Origin of the sequence: Butyrivibrio sp. ob235, assembly GCF_900109475.1 — a bacterium.
GTDB lineage: Bacteria > Bacillota > Clostridia > Lachnospirales > Lachnospiraceae > Butyrivibrio.
Genome location: NZ_FOBE01000046.1, coordinates 1 through 18,106, shown reverse-complemented (window position 1 = coordinate 18,106; position 18,106 = coordinate 1). Strand labels below are relative to the sequence as shown.

Annotated in this window: 16 protein-coding genes and 4 tRNA genes; 14 read left to right on the top strand and 6 right to left on the bottom strand. The window is 39.4% G+C overall.

From position 1 onward, the window contains the following. Positions 1–139: 139 nt before the first annotated feature. From BMW61_RS20245 to BMW61_RS20230, 4 genes are all read left to right on the top strand, one after another. Positions 140–212 (top strand) — tRNA-Asn (locus BMW61_RS20245). 44 nt (positions 213–256) lie between these two features. After that, a tRNA-Glu gene (locus BMW61_RS20240) sits at positions 257–328 on the top strand. Between the two features lie 7 nt (positions 329–335). Next, positions 336–409: transfer RNA gene (locus tag BMW61_RS20235), tRNA-Ile, on the top strand. Between the two features lie 41 nt (positions 410–450). Next, positions 451–536 (top strand) — tRNA-Leu (locus BMW61_RS20230). A gap of 163 nt (positions 537–699) precedes the next feature. Here the strand turns inward: BMW61_RS20230 and BMW61_RS20225 are convergent. The 5 genes from BMW61_RS20225 to BMW61_RS20205 form a co-directional block, all read right to left on the bottom strand. After that, positions 700–1,986, bottom strand: a complete 1,287-nt coding sequence (locus BMW61_RS20225) for a tyrosine-type recombinase/integrase (RefSeq protein WP_091825650.1) — start codon at positions 1,984–1,986, stop codon at positions 700–702. Between the two features lie 214 nt (positions 1,987–2,200). Continuing rightward, positions 2,201–3,649: a virulence-associated E family protein gene (locus tag BMW61_RS20220; protein WP_091825647.1), complete on the bottom strand. Its 1,449-nt coding sequence runs from the start codon at positions 3,647–3,649 to the stop codon at positions 2,201–2,203. Beyond that, entirely contained in the window at positions 3,615–4,268 is a 654-nt protein-coding gene (locus BMW61_RS20215; protein ID WP_175475313.1) for a CHC2 zinc finger domain-containing protein, read from the bottom strand. The genes BMW61_RS20220 and BMW61_RS20215 overlap by 35 nt, the downstream gene beginning before the upstream one ends. A 105-nt stretch (positions 4,269–4,373) precedes the next feature. Then, positions 4,374–5,861, bottom strand: coding sequence for a MobQ family relaxase (gene mobQ, locus BMW61_RS20210; RefSeq protein ID WP_091825641.1), 1,488 nt, complete (start codon positions 5,859–5,861; stop codon positions 4,374–4,376). Between the two features lie 2 nt (positions 5,862–5,863). Then, positions 5,864–6,223: a DUF3847 domain-containing protein gene (locus tag BMW61_RS20205; RefSeq protein WP_091825638.1), complete on the bottom strand. Its 360-nt coding sequence runs from the start codon at positions 6,221–6,223 to the stop codon at positions 5,864–5,866. A gap of 396 nt (positions 6,224–6,619) precedes the next feature. Between BMW61_RS20205 and BMW61_RS20200 the strand changes: the two genes are divergently transcribed. The 10 genes from BMW61_RS20200 (at position 6,620) to BMW61_RS20155 (ending at position 17,240) form a co-directional block, all read left to right on the top strand. Then, positions 6,620–7,252, top strand: a complete 633-nt coding sequence (locus BMW61_RS20200; protein ID WP_091825635.1) for a hypothetical protein — start codon at positions 6,620–6,622, stop codon at positions 7,250–7,252. Then, positions 7,249–8,151, top strand: coding sequence for a hypothetical protein (locus tag BMW61_RS20195; protein WP_091825633.1), 903 nt, complete (start codon positions 7,249–7,251; stop codon positions 8,149–8,151). The genes BMW61_RS20200 and BMW61_RS20195 overlap by 4 nt, the downstream gene beginning before the upstream one ends. Positions 8,152–8,156: 5 nt before the next feature. Further along, complete coding sequence (locus tag BMW61_RS20190) at positions 8,157–9,686, top strand: RNA-binding domain-containing protein (RefSeq protein WP_091825630.1); 1,530 nt, start codon at positions 8,157–8,159, stop codon at positions 9,684–9,686. 343 nt (positions 9,687–10,029) lie between these two features. After that, positions 10,030–11,073 (top strand): LacI family DNA-binding transcriptional regulator, encoded by a 1,044-nt coding sequence (locus BMW61_RS20185; RefSeq protein WP_091825627.1) that lies wholly within the window; start codon positions 10,030–10,032, stop codon positions 11,071–11,073. Positions 11,074–11,094: 21 nt separating this feature from the next. Continuing rightward, the gene (locus BMW61_RS20180) at positions 11,095–12,414 is read left to right on the top strand and encodes an MATE family efflux transporter (protein ID WP_242876854.1); all 1,320 of its coding nucleotides are present in this window, start codon (positions 11,095–11,097) and stop codon (positions 12,412–12,414) included. Between the two features lie 270 nt (positions 12,415–12,684). After that, positions 12,685–12,882 (top strand): hypothetical protein, encoded by a 198-nt coding sequence (locus BMW61_RS20175; protein ID WP_022763413.1) that lies wholly within the window; start codon positions 12,685–12,687, stop codon positions 12,880–12,882. Continuing rightward, positions 12,875–13,471, top strand: a complete 597-nt coding sequence (locus BMW61_RS20170) for a zeta toxin family protein (RefSeq protein ID WP_022763412.1) — start codon at positions 12,875–12,877, stop codon at positions 13,469–13,471. Before BMW61_RS20175 ends, BMW61_RS20170 begins: the two co-directional genes overlap by 8 nt. A gap of 223 nt (positions 13,472–13,694) precedes the next feature. Beyond that, positions 13,695–14,087, top strand: a complete 393-nt coding sequence (locus tag BMW61_RS20165; RefSeq protein WP_026499344.1) for a nucleotidyltransferase domain-containing protein — start codon at positions 13,695–13,697, stop codon at positions 14,085–14,087. Beyond that, entirely contained in the window at positions 14,087–14,449 is a 363-nt protein-coding gene (locus BMW61_RS20160) for a HEPN domain-containing protein (RefSeq protein WP_026514176.1), read from the top strand. The genes BMW61_RS20165 and BMW61_RS20160 overlap by 1 nt, the downstream gene beginning before the upstream one ends. A gap of 70 nt (positions 14,450–14,519) precedes the next feature. Beyond that, positions 14,520–17,240, top strand: a complete 2,721-nt coding sequence (locus BMW61_RS20155) for a TOTE conflict system archaeo-eukaryotic primase domain-containing protein (RefSeq protein ID WP_091825624.1) — start codon at positions 14,520–14,522, stop codon at positions 17,238–17,240. A 136-nt stretch (positions 17,241–17,376) separates the two neighbouring features. Here the strand turns inward: BMW61_RS20155 and BMW61_RS20150 are convergent. Next, the coding region (locus BMW61_RS20150; RefSeq protein ID WP_242876853.1) for an ExeA family protein at positions 17,377–18,106 on the bottom strand (730 nt) is incomplete at its 5' end.

Genomic DNA, 18,106 nt, shown 5'->3' with positions numbered 1-18,106 from the left:
GTAACATGTTCAGCTGATGTGTACTAATAGGTCGAGGGCTTGTCCAAAAAGGATATAGAACAGAGAGAAATGGATTTAAGATGAGTATTCAGTGTTCGGTTTTGAAGGTACGGAAAAGCCATATACAGATGGCAGATAATCCTCAATAGCTCAGTCGGTAGAGCATTCGGCTGTTAACCGAAGTGTCGTAGGTTCGAGTCCTACTTGGGGAGCTAAAAAGCGGAGAAATCCGAAATAACCTGTAAGACAGGAACACGGCTCCGTGGTCAAGTGGTTAAGACATCGCCCTTTCACGGCGGTAACACGAGTTCGAGCCTCGTCGGAGTCATCAATAAGGAGCTTTAGCTCAGTTGGTTAGAGCAACCGGCTCATAACCGGTCGGTCCTGGGTTCGAGTCCCCGAAGCTCCATTTAAGAAGTCGCTATAATAGCGACTTTTTGTCAATAAAATGCCGGCGTGGCGGAACTGGCAGACGCCCGGGACTTAAAATCCCGTGGGTAGCGATACCCGTACCGGTTCGATCCCGGTCGCCGGCAGTAGTGTGTTGGTCGCAAGCTTAGACTTTATCTGAGTTTGCGACCTCTTTCATTTTTTATACATTTGGTTCAAACTGGTTCAAATTTGGTCCAACTCAGTAAATATCAGCATCTAGACGATTTAAGTTGCACACAATGTTATGCATTAAATTTGCATAATCACTCATGATACACCAAGTATCAATCCGAGCTGTTCTTCCATATCCTTAGGATCCTCAACATCTTCATAGATATAGTGTTCTGTCATTCTTCTATTGGAGTGACCAAGATTTTTTTGTAAAAATGCAATATCTACACCGGATGATCGCATTATTGATGCTACAGTGAAGCGAAGTTTGTGACTTGAGAGATATGGAACACCTGCTTCACCACAATACTTTCTAAGGCGCTCATTAAACGTGTCGTTGTTGATTGGCCTGCCATGACACATAAAGAGATATTCCCCATCAGGGTTTATTTCTTTTGCCATATTTAGAATCTCGACAGCTTCAGAAATAAGAGTAATCTCTCTTACTGAGTAGTGGGCATTTCCCTTTGGAAGCTTTTCATTTACTCGTCTCGGAGCTTTGTCAACCTTAAGGTATTTGGTATTGACAGCATATTCAGATTCTTCTACAAGCTGATGGCGTATTGTCAGAGTATTACCTGAAAGGTCATCATAACGTATTGCCCTTAATTCTCCAATTCTAAAAGTAGAGTATAGTGCAAGTTGGATAGCAAGGGTATAACCGTCCTGCTTAAGCGTCCTGAGGTATTTTAAGAGCTTTTGGCGTTCATCTTTTCTGAATGCCTTATTCTGATGATTGGGTTCTTTGAATTTGAGCTCTGTAGTGACAATAGATGGGATGAAATTAACCGCAATATATTCATTTTCAGCTGCAAAGGTAAAGACTCCGTTAAGTGCAGATTTTCGGTTAACAAATGCCTTTCTTGTTATAAGACCCGGACCAGTCCAGCGCTCATACATATATTTGATATCTCTTTTCTTGATATCGCTTATCTGCATTTCAGCTATAGGCTCATTCTTGAAGACATTTTTTAACATGGACAGATCTTCTTGTATTGTCTTATTGGATTTAACTCCATGCCTTATACGCATATCGACCCATTCAAGATATACTTCTTCAAAGGTGTGAACAAAAAAGTATTCATAGAGTTTTTCGACAAGCTCTTCACGGCTGTTTGCGTAGAAGTCAGGATTACGGCTTTTCCATCTGCCATCAGATAGATGATAAAACAAATCTCCTTTCGTTCTGGGATGGGCTGTCTTATAGACAGCCTCGACAAGTTTAGTCTTTTTCTTCGAAATCATTTCATAAATTGTTCTGGTCTCGTATGAATCGAGATTATCAAATCTTGCAATATTTTTCAAATGAGATATATTTCTTGATTCTTCTTTATCTGCATCAGTTACGATGCAGGCTAACTTTTTGGTTGTTACTTTTTTCATATTTCCTCCGTTTTTTGCATAGAAAAAGGCACAAGATACGGAAAATATCCGCACCAAGTGCCTTATAAATGTTTGATGTTCTGTTGATATGCCTGCTTGCAGGCAATAAAAAACAGCCCGGTAAGGACTGATTTGTAAACTGATAAACTCTGATTTTCCAAGAGTTGTTTCATTTCATATGCTTTTTGTAAATATTTTTTTATACTTTCCCGGTTTATGGGTTTATCGGTTTACAACATTCAAGTTCTTCCTGAAGGAAAGGTACTTCAGATTCCATTCCTGCAGGGATATCCTTAAATTCGGGCTTTTTAATGAGTACCCATGCTTTCTGAGTACCATAAACAGGAAATCTATGTGTTGAGATTTTTTTATAATCAGACATCTTCTGATCCATGATTTCTGCAATTGCATTGGATTCCCACTGAGCTGGCGTATCATAGCTCATATGATCAAGAGCTTCTTTGTACAGCATCTTTACGCAGACATACTGCGGGACATGATCATCAAGGAAGTTTCTGATGGCTGTTTCCATAGGATCTTCCGGTGAGTGCCTATCCTGCGCAATAAGAAGGTCACCATATAATTCTTTTGGAAGTGTAAGTCTATAGTCACCGGATTTGTATATTTCCATGATTTCAGCCCATAGCTGTTCGATATATGCTCTTGAGGCTTCTTCATCGTCAAGAATATGACACTCAGCATCTTCCATGTGAACCTCTATAGGAAGAAATCGTCTATTACCGGACTTATCCATTGGCAGGAACTGTGTCTTGTTTGATGTGCCAGCAAAAACACACTGCCTTGGATGATCGACTGCTACCGTGTCGTAGGGAGTTCGATAATTGTCGCTTTGTCTGCTGATGAAAGATTTGGTTTCTTCAACTACCTTGGCATTTAGGATTGCCAACATTTCAGGCATCTCTACAATCCAATGGCCCTGTAAGCGCTGGAAAACTCTGTCATCATCGAGCTTTTTGAGATCATCTGTAAAATATCTGTCTTCCATTGCAAGGAAGCGCAGGAAAGTAGATTTACCTGCTCCCTGACCGCCTACAAGGCAGAGCATAAGTTCAAACTTACATCCGGGATTAAATACTCTGGCTACAGCTCCTAACATGAAGACTTTAAGTGAAGCTGTTGATAATTCAGTTTTCTCTACTCCAAGGAAATGATGAAGTGCATCGGGGAGTCTGGACTGTCCATCCCATGATAGAGATGACAGTTTTTCTCTTATTGGGTGATAGCTGTTATCACTGGCAACAACACTCACTGCTCTTGAGATATGCTTATCTACTTTCAGGCCGTAGATTGATTCGATATAAGTTATGATATGATTGAGATCATTGTCGCAGTAGGCTGTACCATAGCGTTTCCATCCCAGAGGACGGCAAATATCAATCTTGTCGCTGAACTCGTTGTAACGTATCGCTCCTGCAAAGAGTGGGTCATGCTTTAGGACGAGCTGGCAGTTATAATTGCTCTGCCTGATATTTCCTTTAGCATCACGCTCAAAGAGTTCTTCAAGAGACTTGTCGTTATTGTTGTCACTAGCGTTTTTGTTATTAGCTTTTACAGAAGCTGTATTTGTATTATCAGCAGTAAGAATTGCTTTTATCTGAGCTATCTGCTCATCTGTTAATTTCTCTAAGTCTATATTTGACATGTTCAATTTCTCCTTTGTAATTGTTAATAAATTCAATCTGCTCAGTTCTGGTTCCGAATGTCAGCTCATCTATCATCCAGTCAATTTTGTCCAGATTCATAAGTGCTTCCTCAAAAAGCGAATTGCACTTGTCAAGCTCCTCTATGGACTTGGGAGCATAACCCTGTTTGAAAGTCCGAAGCTTTTCACGATACTGATGCAAAGAAAAAAGAGCATCCCGTATATATAAGTTAAGAGCTCTTTTTAGCTGGTATTCATTGTTTTGCTGTATGATGTGAGGATTGGGCTTTGATATCTTGGGATTGCCTGATGAAGAAAACTGGCTACTATTTGTACCTGTATAGTTAATAGGGTTATAGTAATCGATGATCCTGAAATCATTTGCTATCTTCTTGGCAGCATCAAATGGTCTGAGACCGTAAAGCTTTCCAACAAAATCGATTACATCACCTGTTTTCCCACAGCCAAAACAGTAGTAGCGGATATCAACCTTCATGCTGGGGGTATTGTCATTGTGGAAGGGACAGTGGCATAAGCCACTGCTTCCAACTTTGATCCCATAAAAAGAAGCTGCATCCCGACAGGACACAGCCTCTTTAATGGCTTTAAAAATATTCACTTGTAATTGTCCTCCTTTAATAACGCCGGTTTGTTATCTGACATAGTCCGGTCGGATGCGGATACCGTAACCGACCAAAATACGGTCGCTAACGGTAACCAGCTCCTATCTTTCCATGTCATATGAGCGTTTTCTTGTCCGTGTACGTTCCAAATCTCTATCCTGTGCTCTTACTGGCTCGGATTTAGTAATACATTCGATTTTGAAAGCATTGCTGGCAATCTTTTCCAAATCTTCGTATGTCAGTTCCATCTTGTTAAGGTCATCAGTGAGCTGCTCAAGTTCTTTGCTCAAAGCATTCCAGTCGCATTTCGCATTCCCCCAGAAATTGTCCAGCATTCTTCTTGCAAGGTAGAAGTTATCAAGTTCCTTAGAATGCTCATCTTTGTATTTTTCCTTGTAGTAATTGAACTTTTTTCGCTGCAAACTCTGGTAAACAGGAAGGTATTTTTTGTACATCTCCCGATAGCGCATGACATTGTTGATCTGTGCAATACGAATTTTCTTTTCTCTCATATCTTTTTCCATGGCATTCACTTTGTCATAGGAAGCTCTCACAAAATCTTTAAGATCATCAAAAGAGCTGATCTTGTTCTCTTCAAGGAAAAGAAATACACTGGCACGTTCCTTGATATTACGAATCTTTCCTTTCTGACTGTAGGCTTCATCATAACGGTGATCATAATAGTCATTAAGAAGAGAGCAGAGACCAGGAGCATGGACATCTTCCTTTTTACATTCAGTCAAAAATTCATTTATCCATGAGAAAATATCACTTAGCTTTGCTGCCAGCTTGGTCAGAAGAACGTTTAACATCTTCACACGGCGGTTATGGTTGCCCTTATTTGTCTTTATACCTTTTGCTTCCATAGCACGCACATGAGGCCCTTCATGGATTGTGGGAAGGATATCAAGGCCCATCTCAGCATAAGATCTGGAATCGATCCGACAGGTTAGCCCTTTCTTCTCAAATGCCTCGTTGAAAATATCAGCGTAAGCTTTTCTCCATTCTCTTAGTGTTTCAGGTGATCCCCAGTCAGTAGTTGGAACAGCATTGAATTTCTGTTTTCCTTTTTCATCGAGAACAGGTTTGTTATTTTCATCAAAGAGATAAACCCGATGCTGTTTTTCTCCCCATGTTCCATCTTTGTTAAGCGGTCTTATCGGTATTAGCATGTGCACATGAGGATTTGGAATGTCATCTTTTCTTACAGGATTATGAATTGCATAATCAACAATCATTCCTCTTGCAAGGAAGTTTTCTTTGATGAAGCGCTGAGCTGTCTCAAGATTTTCTTCATAGGTCAGTTCATTCTGGAGAGCAAAGTTGAAATTGTAACAGAGCTGAGCTTTAGGATGCTTCTCTGTTTTTTCAACTTCGTTCCATAAGGTCTCCCTGTCTTTTAATCTTTCAGGGGCATAGTCAGGTAAAAGAATCTCTGAATATAGGACACCACCCTTCTTTGTGTAGTCATGTGTCTTGCCGTAATAATCATCACGGATTCTTTCTCCTGAGATATAAGATGCAGAAGCAACACTGCTCTGACCTTTACCTCTGCTTACCTGAGTTACATTGAAGTGATACATTGCCATGATCAGTCCATCTCCTTTAACTTGATATCAAAAAGAATTCTTTCGATGTGAGCTCTGATCCCGGGAAAAGAAAAAAGAGCATCACAGAATTCCATGAACTGGTTATCTGTTAGCTCTTTTGTTTCGGGAATCAGAAACTCGATGTGTCCGGCTCTTGTACATAACCTGTGAGTGCGGGCTGCTCTTGATTCTTTTTCTTTTGTTTCAATACGGTTTTCTTCCAAAGTGACTTTGTGATCACTCTGGTGAACTTTAACTTCTGCTTCATCCATTTTTGTTTTCCACTTTAACTTTTCGTTTCTTAACTTTTCGAGATTGGGATTGGGATGAAGCTGTTCAAGAATACTTGGTTTGTCTGCCATAAAAATTTCCTCGCTTTCTTTTTGTGGTTTACATTGACTGCTCAGATTTGAGCAGCCTTTTTGTTAATAGTTTCTTTTTGCTTTTTTACATTTGCCTAGCAAATCCGGAGCGATAGCGAACGCAAATCGGCGAAGCCGGATAGACTTTTGCGGAGCAAAGCGCACGTACCTCTGAAAGAGGTATAGAAGTGCGCCCTTGCCCTTTATGTGCAAGGGAAAAGAGCTAGTGTAGTCTTAGTGCTGTTGTGATATACTTAACGTTGTTGTCCTAAACACTACTGAAAAAGTAATAGCATTTTGAGCAAAAAAGTATTACTCTTTCACTAATAGGAGAAAACAGGTTACAAAAGCGGAAGTGTTTTTTGAAAACAAATAAAAAAATATGGAAATAGTTTAATGGGGAAATATAAAGACCTTGATGTTTTTGAAGAGAGGGGATTTCTGACTGAAGAGGAAAGAGATGAGCTTCTAAAACGAGAATCAAGAATTTTGGCGCTTAAGCGTATTGAAGAAAGTGCCAGAACAGAAAAAGAATTTTATGAAGTAATTGATATCTGGAACAGGCTTGATGATAACAGAGAACGAAAAGAAAGAGCTCATGAGATTGGAAGGCCTGAGAGTATTTTAGAATGGAACAGCTGCGAATTATCAAATGCCAGCATCTTTAATTATGACAAGGTTCTTGATGCACAGAGGCAAAAGGGAGAGTTTATCGATACCATATATGATCATCCAAAAGGTATGTGTCAGTTGGTGACTAATGGTTTTCTTACAGAGATCATTGATGAGTTAAAGCAAAGCAGAAAGGAACTTATTTATTATCTTGTTATCAGGGATTACACCACATCAGAGTATGCTCAGGTAACAAAAACGACAGATCGTAATGTCAGGGGGACAAGGAAAACTGCTATAAACAAGGTCAGGAAAGAATTTGCTAAAGCATTGAAATGTATGGAAGAGCAGTCGTTACCACTTACAATTGACGAACGATATTTCCTTAAGCAAGGAGTGAGAAAAGAAAAGGCATGAGAAATTTGTTTGAACACACAAGCGCACCATGGTTGCGTTATTCTAGTTATGAATATATGGAAAATGAAAATGGGGAGCTTTACATTGTTGTTTCCAAAGGTGCTAAGGCTGAAATGTATTCCCCGATGAGGAATGCTGAGATAATAGTAATGGATGCTGTTAAGGCTGGAAGATTGGCTGCAACTGATAAGAGGAGTGATGAGGCTAAGAGACAAATACTTGATTTTGTGAACAAGTACGGATTTCTTGGTTTAATGACAGCAATTCCTACCACGGCAGACTTCATTGAATATGAATCTGTGTATTTTCCTAAGAATCATTTCATAACAGAAGAGTCGCTTTCCACAGAGGATTATCTTAAGCATTTTTTCCCTTTTGAAAAGCTTGATTTCCAAAAAAAGAAAAAAAACTCAGTGTGGAATGTTAAGGAAAAAGAGGGAATAGCTGCTGCCATGGCTATAGGCGATGCACCAAGAGCTGTAGCTATGAGTTTTCAAAAACAGTATGCAGAGAAGTATAATTGGATAGCTGAGGAGTTTGTTGATTGGTACTTTACATTCATGACCACTTTTATTTATTACAAGGATAAGGACGTTCTGGATGATGAAACCAAAGAACTCATGCAAAAAGGAATGAAGTCCTTTGGAGCTATTGCCCCTACATACAGGCTTGAACTTGGAGAAAAGCATCCTGTTATAATCTGGGATTTTTATTCATTGGCAGTAATGATTCAGATGTCGGCTTCATTTCTTTTAACTGATCCCGATACAAAAATTGGTGTTTGTAAGCATTGTGGAGATCTTTACATAGCGGAGAGAAAGGGAACAGAATTTTGTAGTGCCAAATGTAAGAATCAGTATAATGTTTATAAGAGCAGAAAAAAGTCAAAAGGGGAATGACATAGATGGAACTTGAATTTGATGTTGAAGATTTGCTAAAGAAAAACAATATAGAGTCAGACCGGATTGAATTTAAGAAGGGCTGGAATCCTGATGATATTTACAGAAGCATTTGTGCATACGCAAATGACTTTGATAATCTGGGCGGTGGATATATAGTTGTTGGAGTTGAAGAGAAAGACGGAGTAGCCGTTCGCCCGGTTCATGGAATTCCTCAAAATATGGTGGATAAGATTCAAAAAGAGATGCTGAATTATAATCATAAAATTCAGCCGTTGTATTTTGCGAAGCCTATTCCTGAGGTGGTGGATGGGAACAATATAATGGTTATATGGGTTCCAACCGGTGTTATGAGACCATATAAAACTGTTGAGCATGTAACATCGGATAAGGACAAGAACTATAAATATATGATCCGATATGGAACAAGTTCAATAGCAGCAAATCTGGAACAGGAGAGAGAACTTCTTTCAATGTGTGCCAGAGAGCCTTTTGATGTTCAGGGAAATGAGAAAGCTACAATAGATGATATATCGCCAATCCTTTTAGAGGATCATCTTAAGAAAACAGGAAGTAAGCTGGCAAAGCAAGTTTCAAAGCTTGGTGTGAGAGAAATACTTGATCAGATGGAGCTACTTGTAGGACCACCTGAGCATGAAAAAATAAAGAATGTTGCTCTTATGATGTTTTGTGATCATGCAGATAAATTCTTCCCATATATGCAGGTTGAAATAGTGCGCTTCCCTAATGGAAGCATTAAAGATCCCAAAAACTTTATTGAAGTGCCGCCAATAAAGGGAACCGTACCGCAGATAATAAGTAGGACAATGGAAAAGTTGCAGGACATGGTAATTGAAGAGTATGTTCAGAAGGTACCTGATCGGATGGAGGCAAACAGATTTATGAGCTATCCGTATGAGGTACTTGAAGAGGCTGTTGTAAACGCTTTCTATCACAGGGACTATATGTGCTATGAGCCAGTTCAAATCGAGATTGAGCCTGACTGCATCAAAATTAACAGCTTTCCCGGAATAGACAGGTCTATATCCTTGGACACCATTGAAAAGGGTGAGCGATTTAAGAGTAAAATGTACCGGAACAGGAGACTTGGAGAATTTTTAAAGGAGCTGGATCTTACCGAAGGACGCAGCACCGGGATTCCGACTATCCAAGAGGGACTGCAAAGAAATGGTTCTCCCAGAGCAACGTTTGAAACAGATGAAGATAGGCGCGTGTTATGGGTGACGATACCAATTCAGCCGGACTACTTTGAAAGTTTAGATAGTTTGGATAGTTTAGATAGTTCGGATACTAACCAAAATGATATATCTTCAAAACAAGATATCAACGACAAAGAAATACAATTGCTAGAGTTACTGGAACAAGAACCAACAATTACCTTAGTTAAAGCTGCAGAAAAATTAGGTTGGAAAGAAACTCTTGTAAAATATTATGTTGCTTCTTTGAAGAAAAAGAAAATGCTTTCGAGAAATGGAACAAGTCACAATGGTGTTTGGGTAGTAAGTAAAGATTAACCCTTATAGCTTCGCGTCTAACTATAAACTTGCGAATATGAAACATTAAACACGGAAGCGGTAGTTTTATAGTCACGGTCATGATTTATACATTACTGGACTATTTGCTGCCGCTATTTTTTGCCGTTTTCAAAGTCGTTGGTGGCGCTTGCTGAGCACAGCCGGAATATAGCAGAATCATTGTTGTGACAGTTATTAAGTTTATATTCGTGGTTATTATGTAATGCGAGATGCTGATTTGGCTATGCATTATATATATGAGTATACAGAGAGGGTTACGCGATTAACCCATTGCAAAACCGGCGCTTCTGTTGAATAATCAATTCAAAAGGAGCGCTTTTTTATGTGGGATGAGAATAAAGTCAGGATAATAGATATTGCAAATGAACTGGGACTTAGCACTGCAACTGTTTCCAATGTGCTTCACGGCAAAACAAAAAAGATTTCAGATGCAACAGTAAAAAGAGTTGAGAACAAGCTTGAGGAGATGGGATATATACCAAATATGGCGGCGACACTCCTTGCAAGGAATAGCTCCAGGATCATAGGTGTTGTCGTCAATGATCATGAGAAATATGAAGGACATGTATTTGAAGACTCGTTTATCAGCGCTTCTATCAACGCACTTTCTGATTCTATTGAAGCATATGGTTATTTTATGATGCTGAGAAAAACAAAGGATATCCGGGACATTATCCGTTTTTCAACTATGTGGAATATTGATGGCCTTGTGGTGATTGGGTTTTGTGCAGAGGATTATCACGATCTCAGAGAGCACATGAGAGTGCCTTTTGTTGTTTATGACGGATATATGGATCAGCATGCCGGAATAAGCAACATAAGTATCGATGATTTTGATGGAGGAAGGCAGGTTGGTCAGTATTTAAGAACTCTTGGCCACAAAAAGGTGCTGTGCATTGCAGACAATAATGTCTGTATGGATTTAGATCGCTACAATGGCCTTTGTGATGGGCTGGGGCAAAAAGCAGACTTTCTTTTGATACCGATGGATAAGGATAAGCGAAAGATCTTTTATCAAAAGAAACTAAAGACGATTCTCAGGTATACGGCAATCTTTGCAGTGTCTGATTACTACGCAATAGATCTGATGAAGATTTTGTTTGAGAATGGGATCAGGGTTCCTTACGATATTTCAGTGGTGGGATTTGATGGTGGCAGAGACAGTCTTATGACGGTGCCGGCGCTTACATCTGTCTATCAGAACAATGAAGCCAGATCTCAGATGGCGATGGAACTTCTTGTGAAAATGATCGCAGATCCGGGCTTTTTTGAGAGCGTTAGTGTTCCGGTTAAGCTGGTGATAAGAGACAGTACATGTAACTATTCAGTCAGTAGCCAGCACGTGCAAAATCTGACAGAAATATGAGCATGAACGGAGGAGTTTTTAGTGGATAAGTCTTTTCAAAGTGAAGTTGCAAAAATAGCCATACCTGTGGCGCTTCAATCCATGCTGCAGTCATCATTTTCAATGATTGATCAGATTATGGTGGGGCAGCTGGGAGAAAAGAGCATAGCAGCTGTGGAGATAGCAGCTAAACCAAGCTTTATCTATGCATTTGTCATTGGCGCAGTTGGGACAATTGCCGGGATTATGATATCTCAGTACATTGGAAAAAAAGATATCCCGGCAGAAGAGAAATCAGTTTGTGTTAATACACTTATCATGCTTATCGTGGGCTTATTATTCATGGCAATATCAGGCCTTTTTGCCAGACCCTTTATCGTACTTTTTACTGAGGATAGTCTTGTCATCACTGAAGGAACACATTATCTTCAGCTCATAGGACTCACCTATATCCCGTTGGGTATAAGTAACATTTGCGGTGTTGCAATAAGATGCAGGGGAAGATCTTCTTGGCCGTTATATGTGGGAGCATTGTCTGCAGGCATAAACACTCTTTTTAATTACTGCCTGATATTTGGCAATTTTGGTTTGCCCAAGCTGGGAGTGAGAGGAGCCGCCATCGCAAGCGTCATATCTCAGCTTGCGGGTGCTTTAATTTCGCTTTTGCTGCTTTTTAGGCTCTATAAAAACATGCACATATCAATAAGACTTGGAAGAGATGGGTATATTCAGTATTTTGCAATGCTCCTGCCTGTTGTTGTGAATGAGTTTTTGTGGTCTGTAGGGCAGAGTGTCAATACCTTTGTCTATGGTCATATTGGGACAAAAGAACTGGCGGGTATGTCTCTGACAGGTTCTGTTCAGGGGCTGACTATCGGCGCCATGAGTGGTCTTGCTCAAGCGGCAGGGATTCTAATTGGAAAAAGACTTGGTGAGAGAGAATACAAAAAAGCCTATGAGGAGTCTAAGAAACTCTGCATTTATGGATTTATTGGTACTGTTTTCTTTTCCATGATGCTGGTAATACTACGCTATCAATATGTAGGTATCTTCAATGTGAGCGGTGACGTGCGCCGTATTGGAGCTGAAATTCTGCTTGCTTTTGCAGTACTTATGCCGGTCAAGGTTCAGAACATGATACTTGGAGGCGGCATTATAAGAAGCGGTGGCAGGACCAAATATATCATGATAATAGATATACTGGGAACATGGCTTGTCGGGGTGCCACTGGCTCTTTTCACAGGACTGTATTTAAGGCTTCCCATTGTGCTGGTGTACTTCATTCTTTCTCAGGAAGAGTTGGTGAGATTTGTAATATCTGTATTTATGTTTCGAAGCAGAAAATGGATGAATACTATTTAAGTTTTGAGTCATTCCTGAGGTCGAAAGAATATAGAATATGATTATTCATTTTTTATGGCATTTGTCCATTTGACAAAGTGGTTCAAAAAGTGGTTCAAAAGAAAATACGAGACCAGAACTCCCCTTTCTTACTGGATTTGCCAGACGCCAGAGAGTTCGATCCCGGTCGCCGGCAGTAAGAGAGAAGCGTAAGAGCTTCTCTTTTTTTTGCTGTATCAGTAAGGTATAATATAGCTAACGATTGAAGCTATAAATGAGGTGCAAGCTTTTATGAGTGATATAAAAGAAAAAAATGAATTGGATTATACATGTGGAATTTCTGATGATGAACTAACTCAGAGATTTATTGAATCTGTTCGCATTGATGAAGAGATTAGAAAGATAAAAGGACTTCCTACATCAGGATATGATGCTGAGCTAAAGAAGGCATATTTACTTTATCCGGATGGGAGGAAAGAATATGTCTGACCAGGAGAAAATTATGCTTCCTGAAGTCATGGTTTTTGCTGGGCCTAATGGAAGTGGAAAATCCACAATCACAAGGATGGCAAAAACTGTTGGCATATATATCAATGCTGATGATATCAAGAAGTCTAGCCTGTGTACTGATATGGAAGCAGCTATTAAAGCTGAAGAACTAAGGGAAAAAGCCCTTTCTGACAAAATAGATTTCACATTTGAGACTGTATTGTCGACTGAAAGAAATCTAAATCTTCTGAAAAGAGCCAAGGAAAATGACTATTTTATTAGAGGAATCTATGTTCTAACAGCATCTTCGGAAATCAACATAGCCAGAGTGAAGGTAAGAGAGGCATCTGGTGGACATGGAGTCCCAGAAGATAAAATTAGATCCAGATACGACAAGGCTTTGGCTCTTGTTCCAGAACTGGTGCAGATATGTGATATCCTACATATTTATGACAATTCAGAAAAACCGTTTAGGATCTTTAAGAAGCGAAAAGATGTTTATTACCGATGGGAGAACGCATTTTGGGATGCGGAGGCTATAGAGGCACTCACCGGAATAAGTGAATATTCGCATTATCCAAAAGCATAAATTCTTTACCAAGTTGATGCAGAAACAAGGTTCAAAAGTGGGTTCAGAAAACAAAGTGAAACCGCCAGCCTCCTTTCTATCAGTGTTTGCAAGACGCAGGAAAGTTCGATCCCGGTCGCCGGCAGTAAGAGAGAAGCGTAAGTGCTTCTCTTTTTTTTACGATGTTTGTAAGGTATAATAAGGCTATAAATCATAGTTATTGATGGATAGGTGGTGATCATTTATGTGCAAACTTATCAAAGTTAATACAAATTATGATTCATCCGTAATGGTTGCGGATTATAAAGCTGAGATTATCAGGCACATCATTAGTACAGCAAAAAAGTGCCCGGATATTGATGCTATTATGCTGTTTGGATCCGTGTTGGAAGAGAGATGTAAAGAAAAATCTGACATAGATATTGTTATCATCAGTAAGAAAACAGTCAATGCGCTTAGTGATAGAAAATCCTTTAACGAATTTATGAAGGACTTGTATCTTTTGGATTTTGCCCAGGAATATGATTTCCTATATTTTAAATCTATTGATGAAATTTATCAGAAAAAAGAAAAAGCTCCTATCTGCAAGGAATTAGCGGAGAAGGGACAGATTATTTATAAAAGGCAGGCTGCGTAATGGGGAATACTTTGTTATCAATTGCAAAAGCTGATATAAAAACTGCTAAGAACCTTGTTAACAGTGATGATAAGTATCAAAAGCATCAGGCTGCCTATTTGACTCAGCAGGGTGTAGAGAAAACTTTAAAGTATGCTATTTCTCTAAAAACGGGAGGACAGCCTTGGGGACATGATATTACAAAACTTGTAATTTTAGCCCAACAAAATGGCGTTGATGTACCTGATTTTATTTGTAAAAAGGCTAAGATGATTACATCCTGGGAAGTGGTGTCCAGATATTATCCAACAAGCGTTATCAGGAGAGATACTATAGCACATGTCATTAGGGTCGCTGATGAATGGCAAAAGAAATTAAAATGATATTTTGTGGGTATGGCTTATGCCGTACCCATTTTTGACAAATGGAAGGATATTTGAAGAGATAACGTATATGAACGAAGATCAATATATTTCACGAATCAATCAACTTGAAAAAGAGATAGATTATTTGCATAGTTTGCTCGATGAGGTTGGTATTACTTATAGAAAAGAAGCAAAGAATATTGAAGATCTATCTCCGGATAAGAACATTCTATTTGACGATAATCAAGGAGCAAGAATCAGCCCTTTGGAAATAACCAAGCATCGAATTAAATTCTTCCGCAACTTGTTTAACGGACGAAGTGATGTTTATTGTTTGCGTTATGGAAAAGTCAATAAGAAAACGGGTAAGCATAGCTATTATACTCAGTGTTGGTATTTCTGGAAGGATGGATTATGCCCAAAGAGGAATAATCCAAAGTTTTCATGTGGTGAATGTAAAAACCCGAATTATAAGGAATTGACTGATGAAGTAGTGTATGAGCATCTGAGAGGAAAGAAGGAAGATGCATCGGATGTATTAGGAGTATACCCGCTACTTCTTGATGAAACTATAAACTTTCTTGTGTTTGACTTTGATTGTCATAATGATGATGTTTGTGGTGATGATTGGGCAAATCCTGATTCTGAATGGATGATTGAAGTAAACACATTTAGGAAGATATGTGAAGACAATGACGTGCCGATTTTAGTTGAGCGCTCAAGATCTGGCAAGGGAGCCCATTTTTGGATATTCTTTGAAAAGCCGATATTGGCATCTACAGCAAGAAGATTTGGAACTGCTTTGCTAACCAAAGGTGCCGAATCTGTTAATATGAAAAAATTCACATATTACGACAGAATGCTCCCAGCTCAGGACCATATTCCGATTAATGCAAAGACTGGGAGATCTGGATTAGGAAATCTGATAGCGCTGCCATTACAGGGACTGGCTTTACAGGCGGGGAATAGTGCTTTCATAGATGAAAACTGGAATGCATATCCGGATCAATGGGAGTGCCTCAAGAATGTTAAAAGAATCTCTAAAGAGATTGTTGAAGAAAAGATAAAGGCCTGGGGAGCAGATGGCTTATTAGGGGGCCTATGTAATGATTTTGATGAAGATGCAGATGATACCATGGCGAGAAAACAGAAGCCTTGGGAAAAAGTGAAACTTTCTTTTTGTAAGGAAGATGCACCTTCCGTAGTAGAAATCATCATTTCTGATAAGATATACATTAATTCAAAAGGAATGCAATATAAAATGCAGAATGCTATAAGGAGAATGGCTGCATTTAGCAATTCGGAGTTCTATAAGACTGCAGGTATGGGCTTTTCAACGCAAGGTATGTCTAGAATCATTTCTTGTGGTTATGATGATGGAGATTATATTTGTATTCCGAGAGCTCTTTTAGATTCACTAATTGAAAAATTAAATGCATCTGGAATTCCATTTTCTCTTACTGATAACAGATGTAAGGGAACTCCTTTAGATGTTTCTTTCAATGGTGCTTTATATGAGGAACAGATGAGAGGTGCACAAGCAATTTTGGAGCACAACAACGGTGTACTAGCAGCCACGACATCTTTTGGGAAAACGGTTGTAGGTGCATATTTAATTGCCCAAAGAAAGGTGAATACACTAATTCTTGTTCATAACACAGAAATTCAGAAGAACTGGATTGAAGATTTAAGCAGATTCTTAGATATTAAAGCTGAATTACCTGAATATAAAACAAAAACAGGAAGAATTAAAAAGAGAAAAAACTTGATTGGAAAACTGTATGCCGGGCATGACTCGATGACTGGAATAGTTGATGTTGCTATTTTTTCTTCTCTTGGAAAGGGTGATGAAATCAATCCAATTATCGAAAACTACGGAATGGTAATTATGGATGAGTGCCATCATGGAGCAGCGCAGACGGTTGAAGATGTAATTGGGGCAGCAAAAGCAAAGTATGTATATGGATTAACAGCTACTCCTAAACGGGAAGATGGACTTGAAAAGAAAGTGTTTATGCAGTTTGGACCTATTCGGTTCAGATATACTGCTAAAGAGAGAGCGCAGAAACAAGGCATAGCGCATTTTGTATATCCTCGATTTACGAGGCTTGTAAGTTCTATAGATCTGAAGATAACAGACGCAAACCGGGCTGTAATTGAGTGTGATTCTAGGAATGATCAGATAATATCTGATGTGGAAGACTGTATTAAGGATGGTAGAACTCCGCTGGTATTAACCAAATACAAAGAACATGCGGAGCTGATTTATCAGAGATTGCAGGGAAAAGCAGATCATGTATACCTTCTGCAAGGCGGAGGAAGTAGAAAAGCTAAAGATGAAATGAGATTGCAGATGCGAGCTGCTTCTGATGATGAATCTGTAATACTCGTGGCAATTGATAAATATGTTGGTGAAGGGTTTAATTTTCCAAGACTTGATACATTGATGCTGGCAATGCCTGCAGCAGCTGAAGGCAATATTGAGCAATTTGCCGGGAGGTTACATAGAGATTATAAGACAAAGACGGAAGTAATAATATATGATTACGTAGATTCGCATATCCGAGTTCTTGAAAAAATGTACCACAAGCGCCTTAGAGCTTATAAGAAGATAGGGTATGAAATTTGGAATAATGCGATTATAGACAAGCAGGATGCAAATTCTATCTTTGACATGGATTCATATGAAAGTGTTTATGAGAAGGATCTTTTGGAAGCAAATAAGGAAATTGTTATTTCAAGTCCAGGCTTAAATCATTCTAAAGTTGAATCTTTTATTAGGCTTGTTGTTGTCCGGCACATTAAATGAGTCCTCAATCTTCACTTTAAATGAGGCTGCATAGGGTGTCAGACAAAGGGTTCAGTCAGATTGTTTGACACCTGATTTTCAGATTATATAAATGAAATCATCCCTCACGCACTTTAAATGAGTGAGGGATGTAATCCTAACCAAGTTCGCAGTCATTGACTGCCTGCATGACGATGTCGGTTGTAATGAGATCAGCTTTGGCGCTGTCACCTATAAGGAGGCTGGCGTTACAGTACTTGTTTATGAGACGCGGAGTTCCATCAGCTGCGTTGAGTATTGCTTCTATTGCTGCATCATCAAAGATGGTCTGATTACAGCCAGCACCTTTGAGCTTTTCAGAGATATAGCTGCGGCCTTCTTCCTTGGTCACACCATCAAGGTTGTAGTTCATGACGATTCTCTGCCTGAGGGGTTCATGAATACCAAGCCCGAGTGTGGAATTAAGGTTCGGAAGTCCGGCAAGCAGAATGACTGCTCTGTCCCTGGAATCCATCTCAAAGTTAAAAAGAATCTTGAGATCGTTAAGGATGGCATTGTTGATATAGTTCGCTTCATCAATGATGATCACAGGCGTTTTCCTCTTTTCAACGGACAGGCGTGTGACTTCTTCCTGGATGATTTTGAAATTACTTGGTTTCTTGAATGCAGGCTGGGCGCCAAACTCTGAAACAAGATTTCTGTAGAAATCATTCGGGGTCAGAGTGGAAAGACTTGAATATATAACTTTATACAGCGAGGGATTCAGCGATGATGACCAGTGCCTTATGACAGTTGTCTTGCCTCTACCGGGACTTCCGGTGAGCAGGCCGAATCCTTTGGTCTTGGCCAGGTAGTCAAGGCGGAACAGGGCTTCCCTGTGTTCTGCG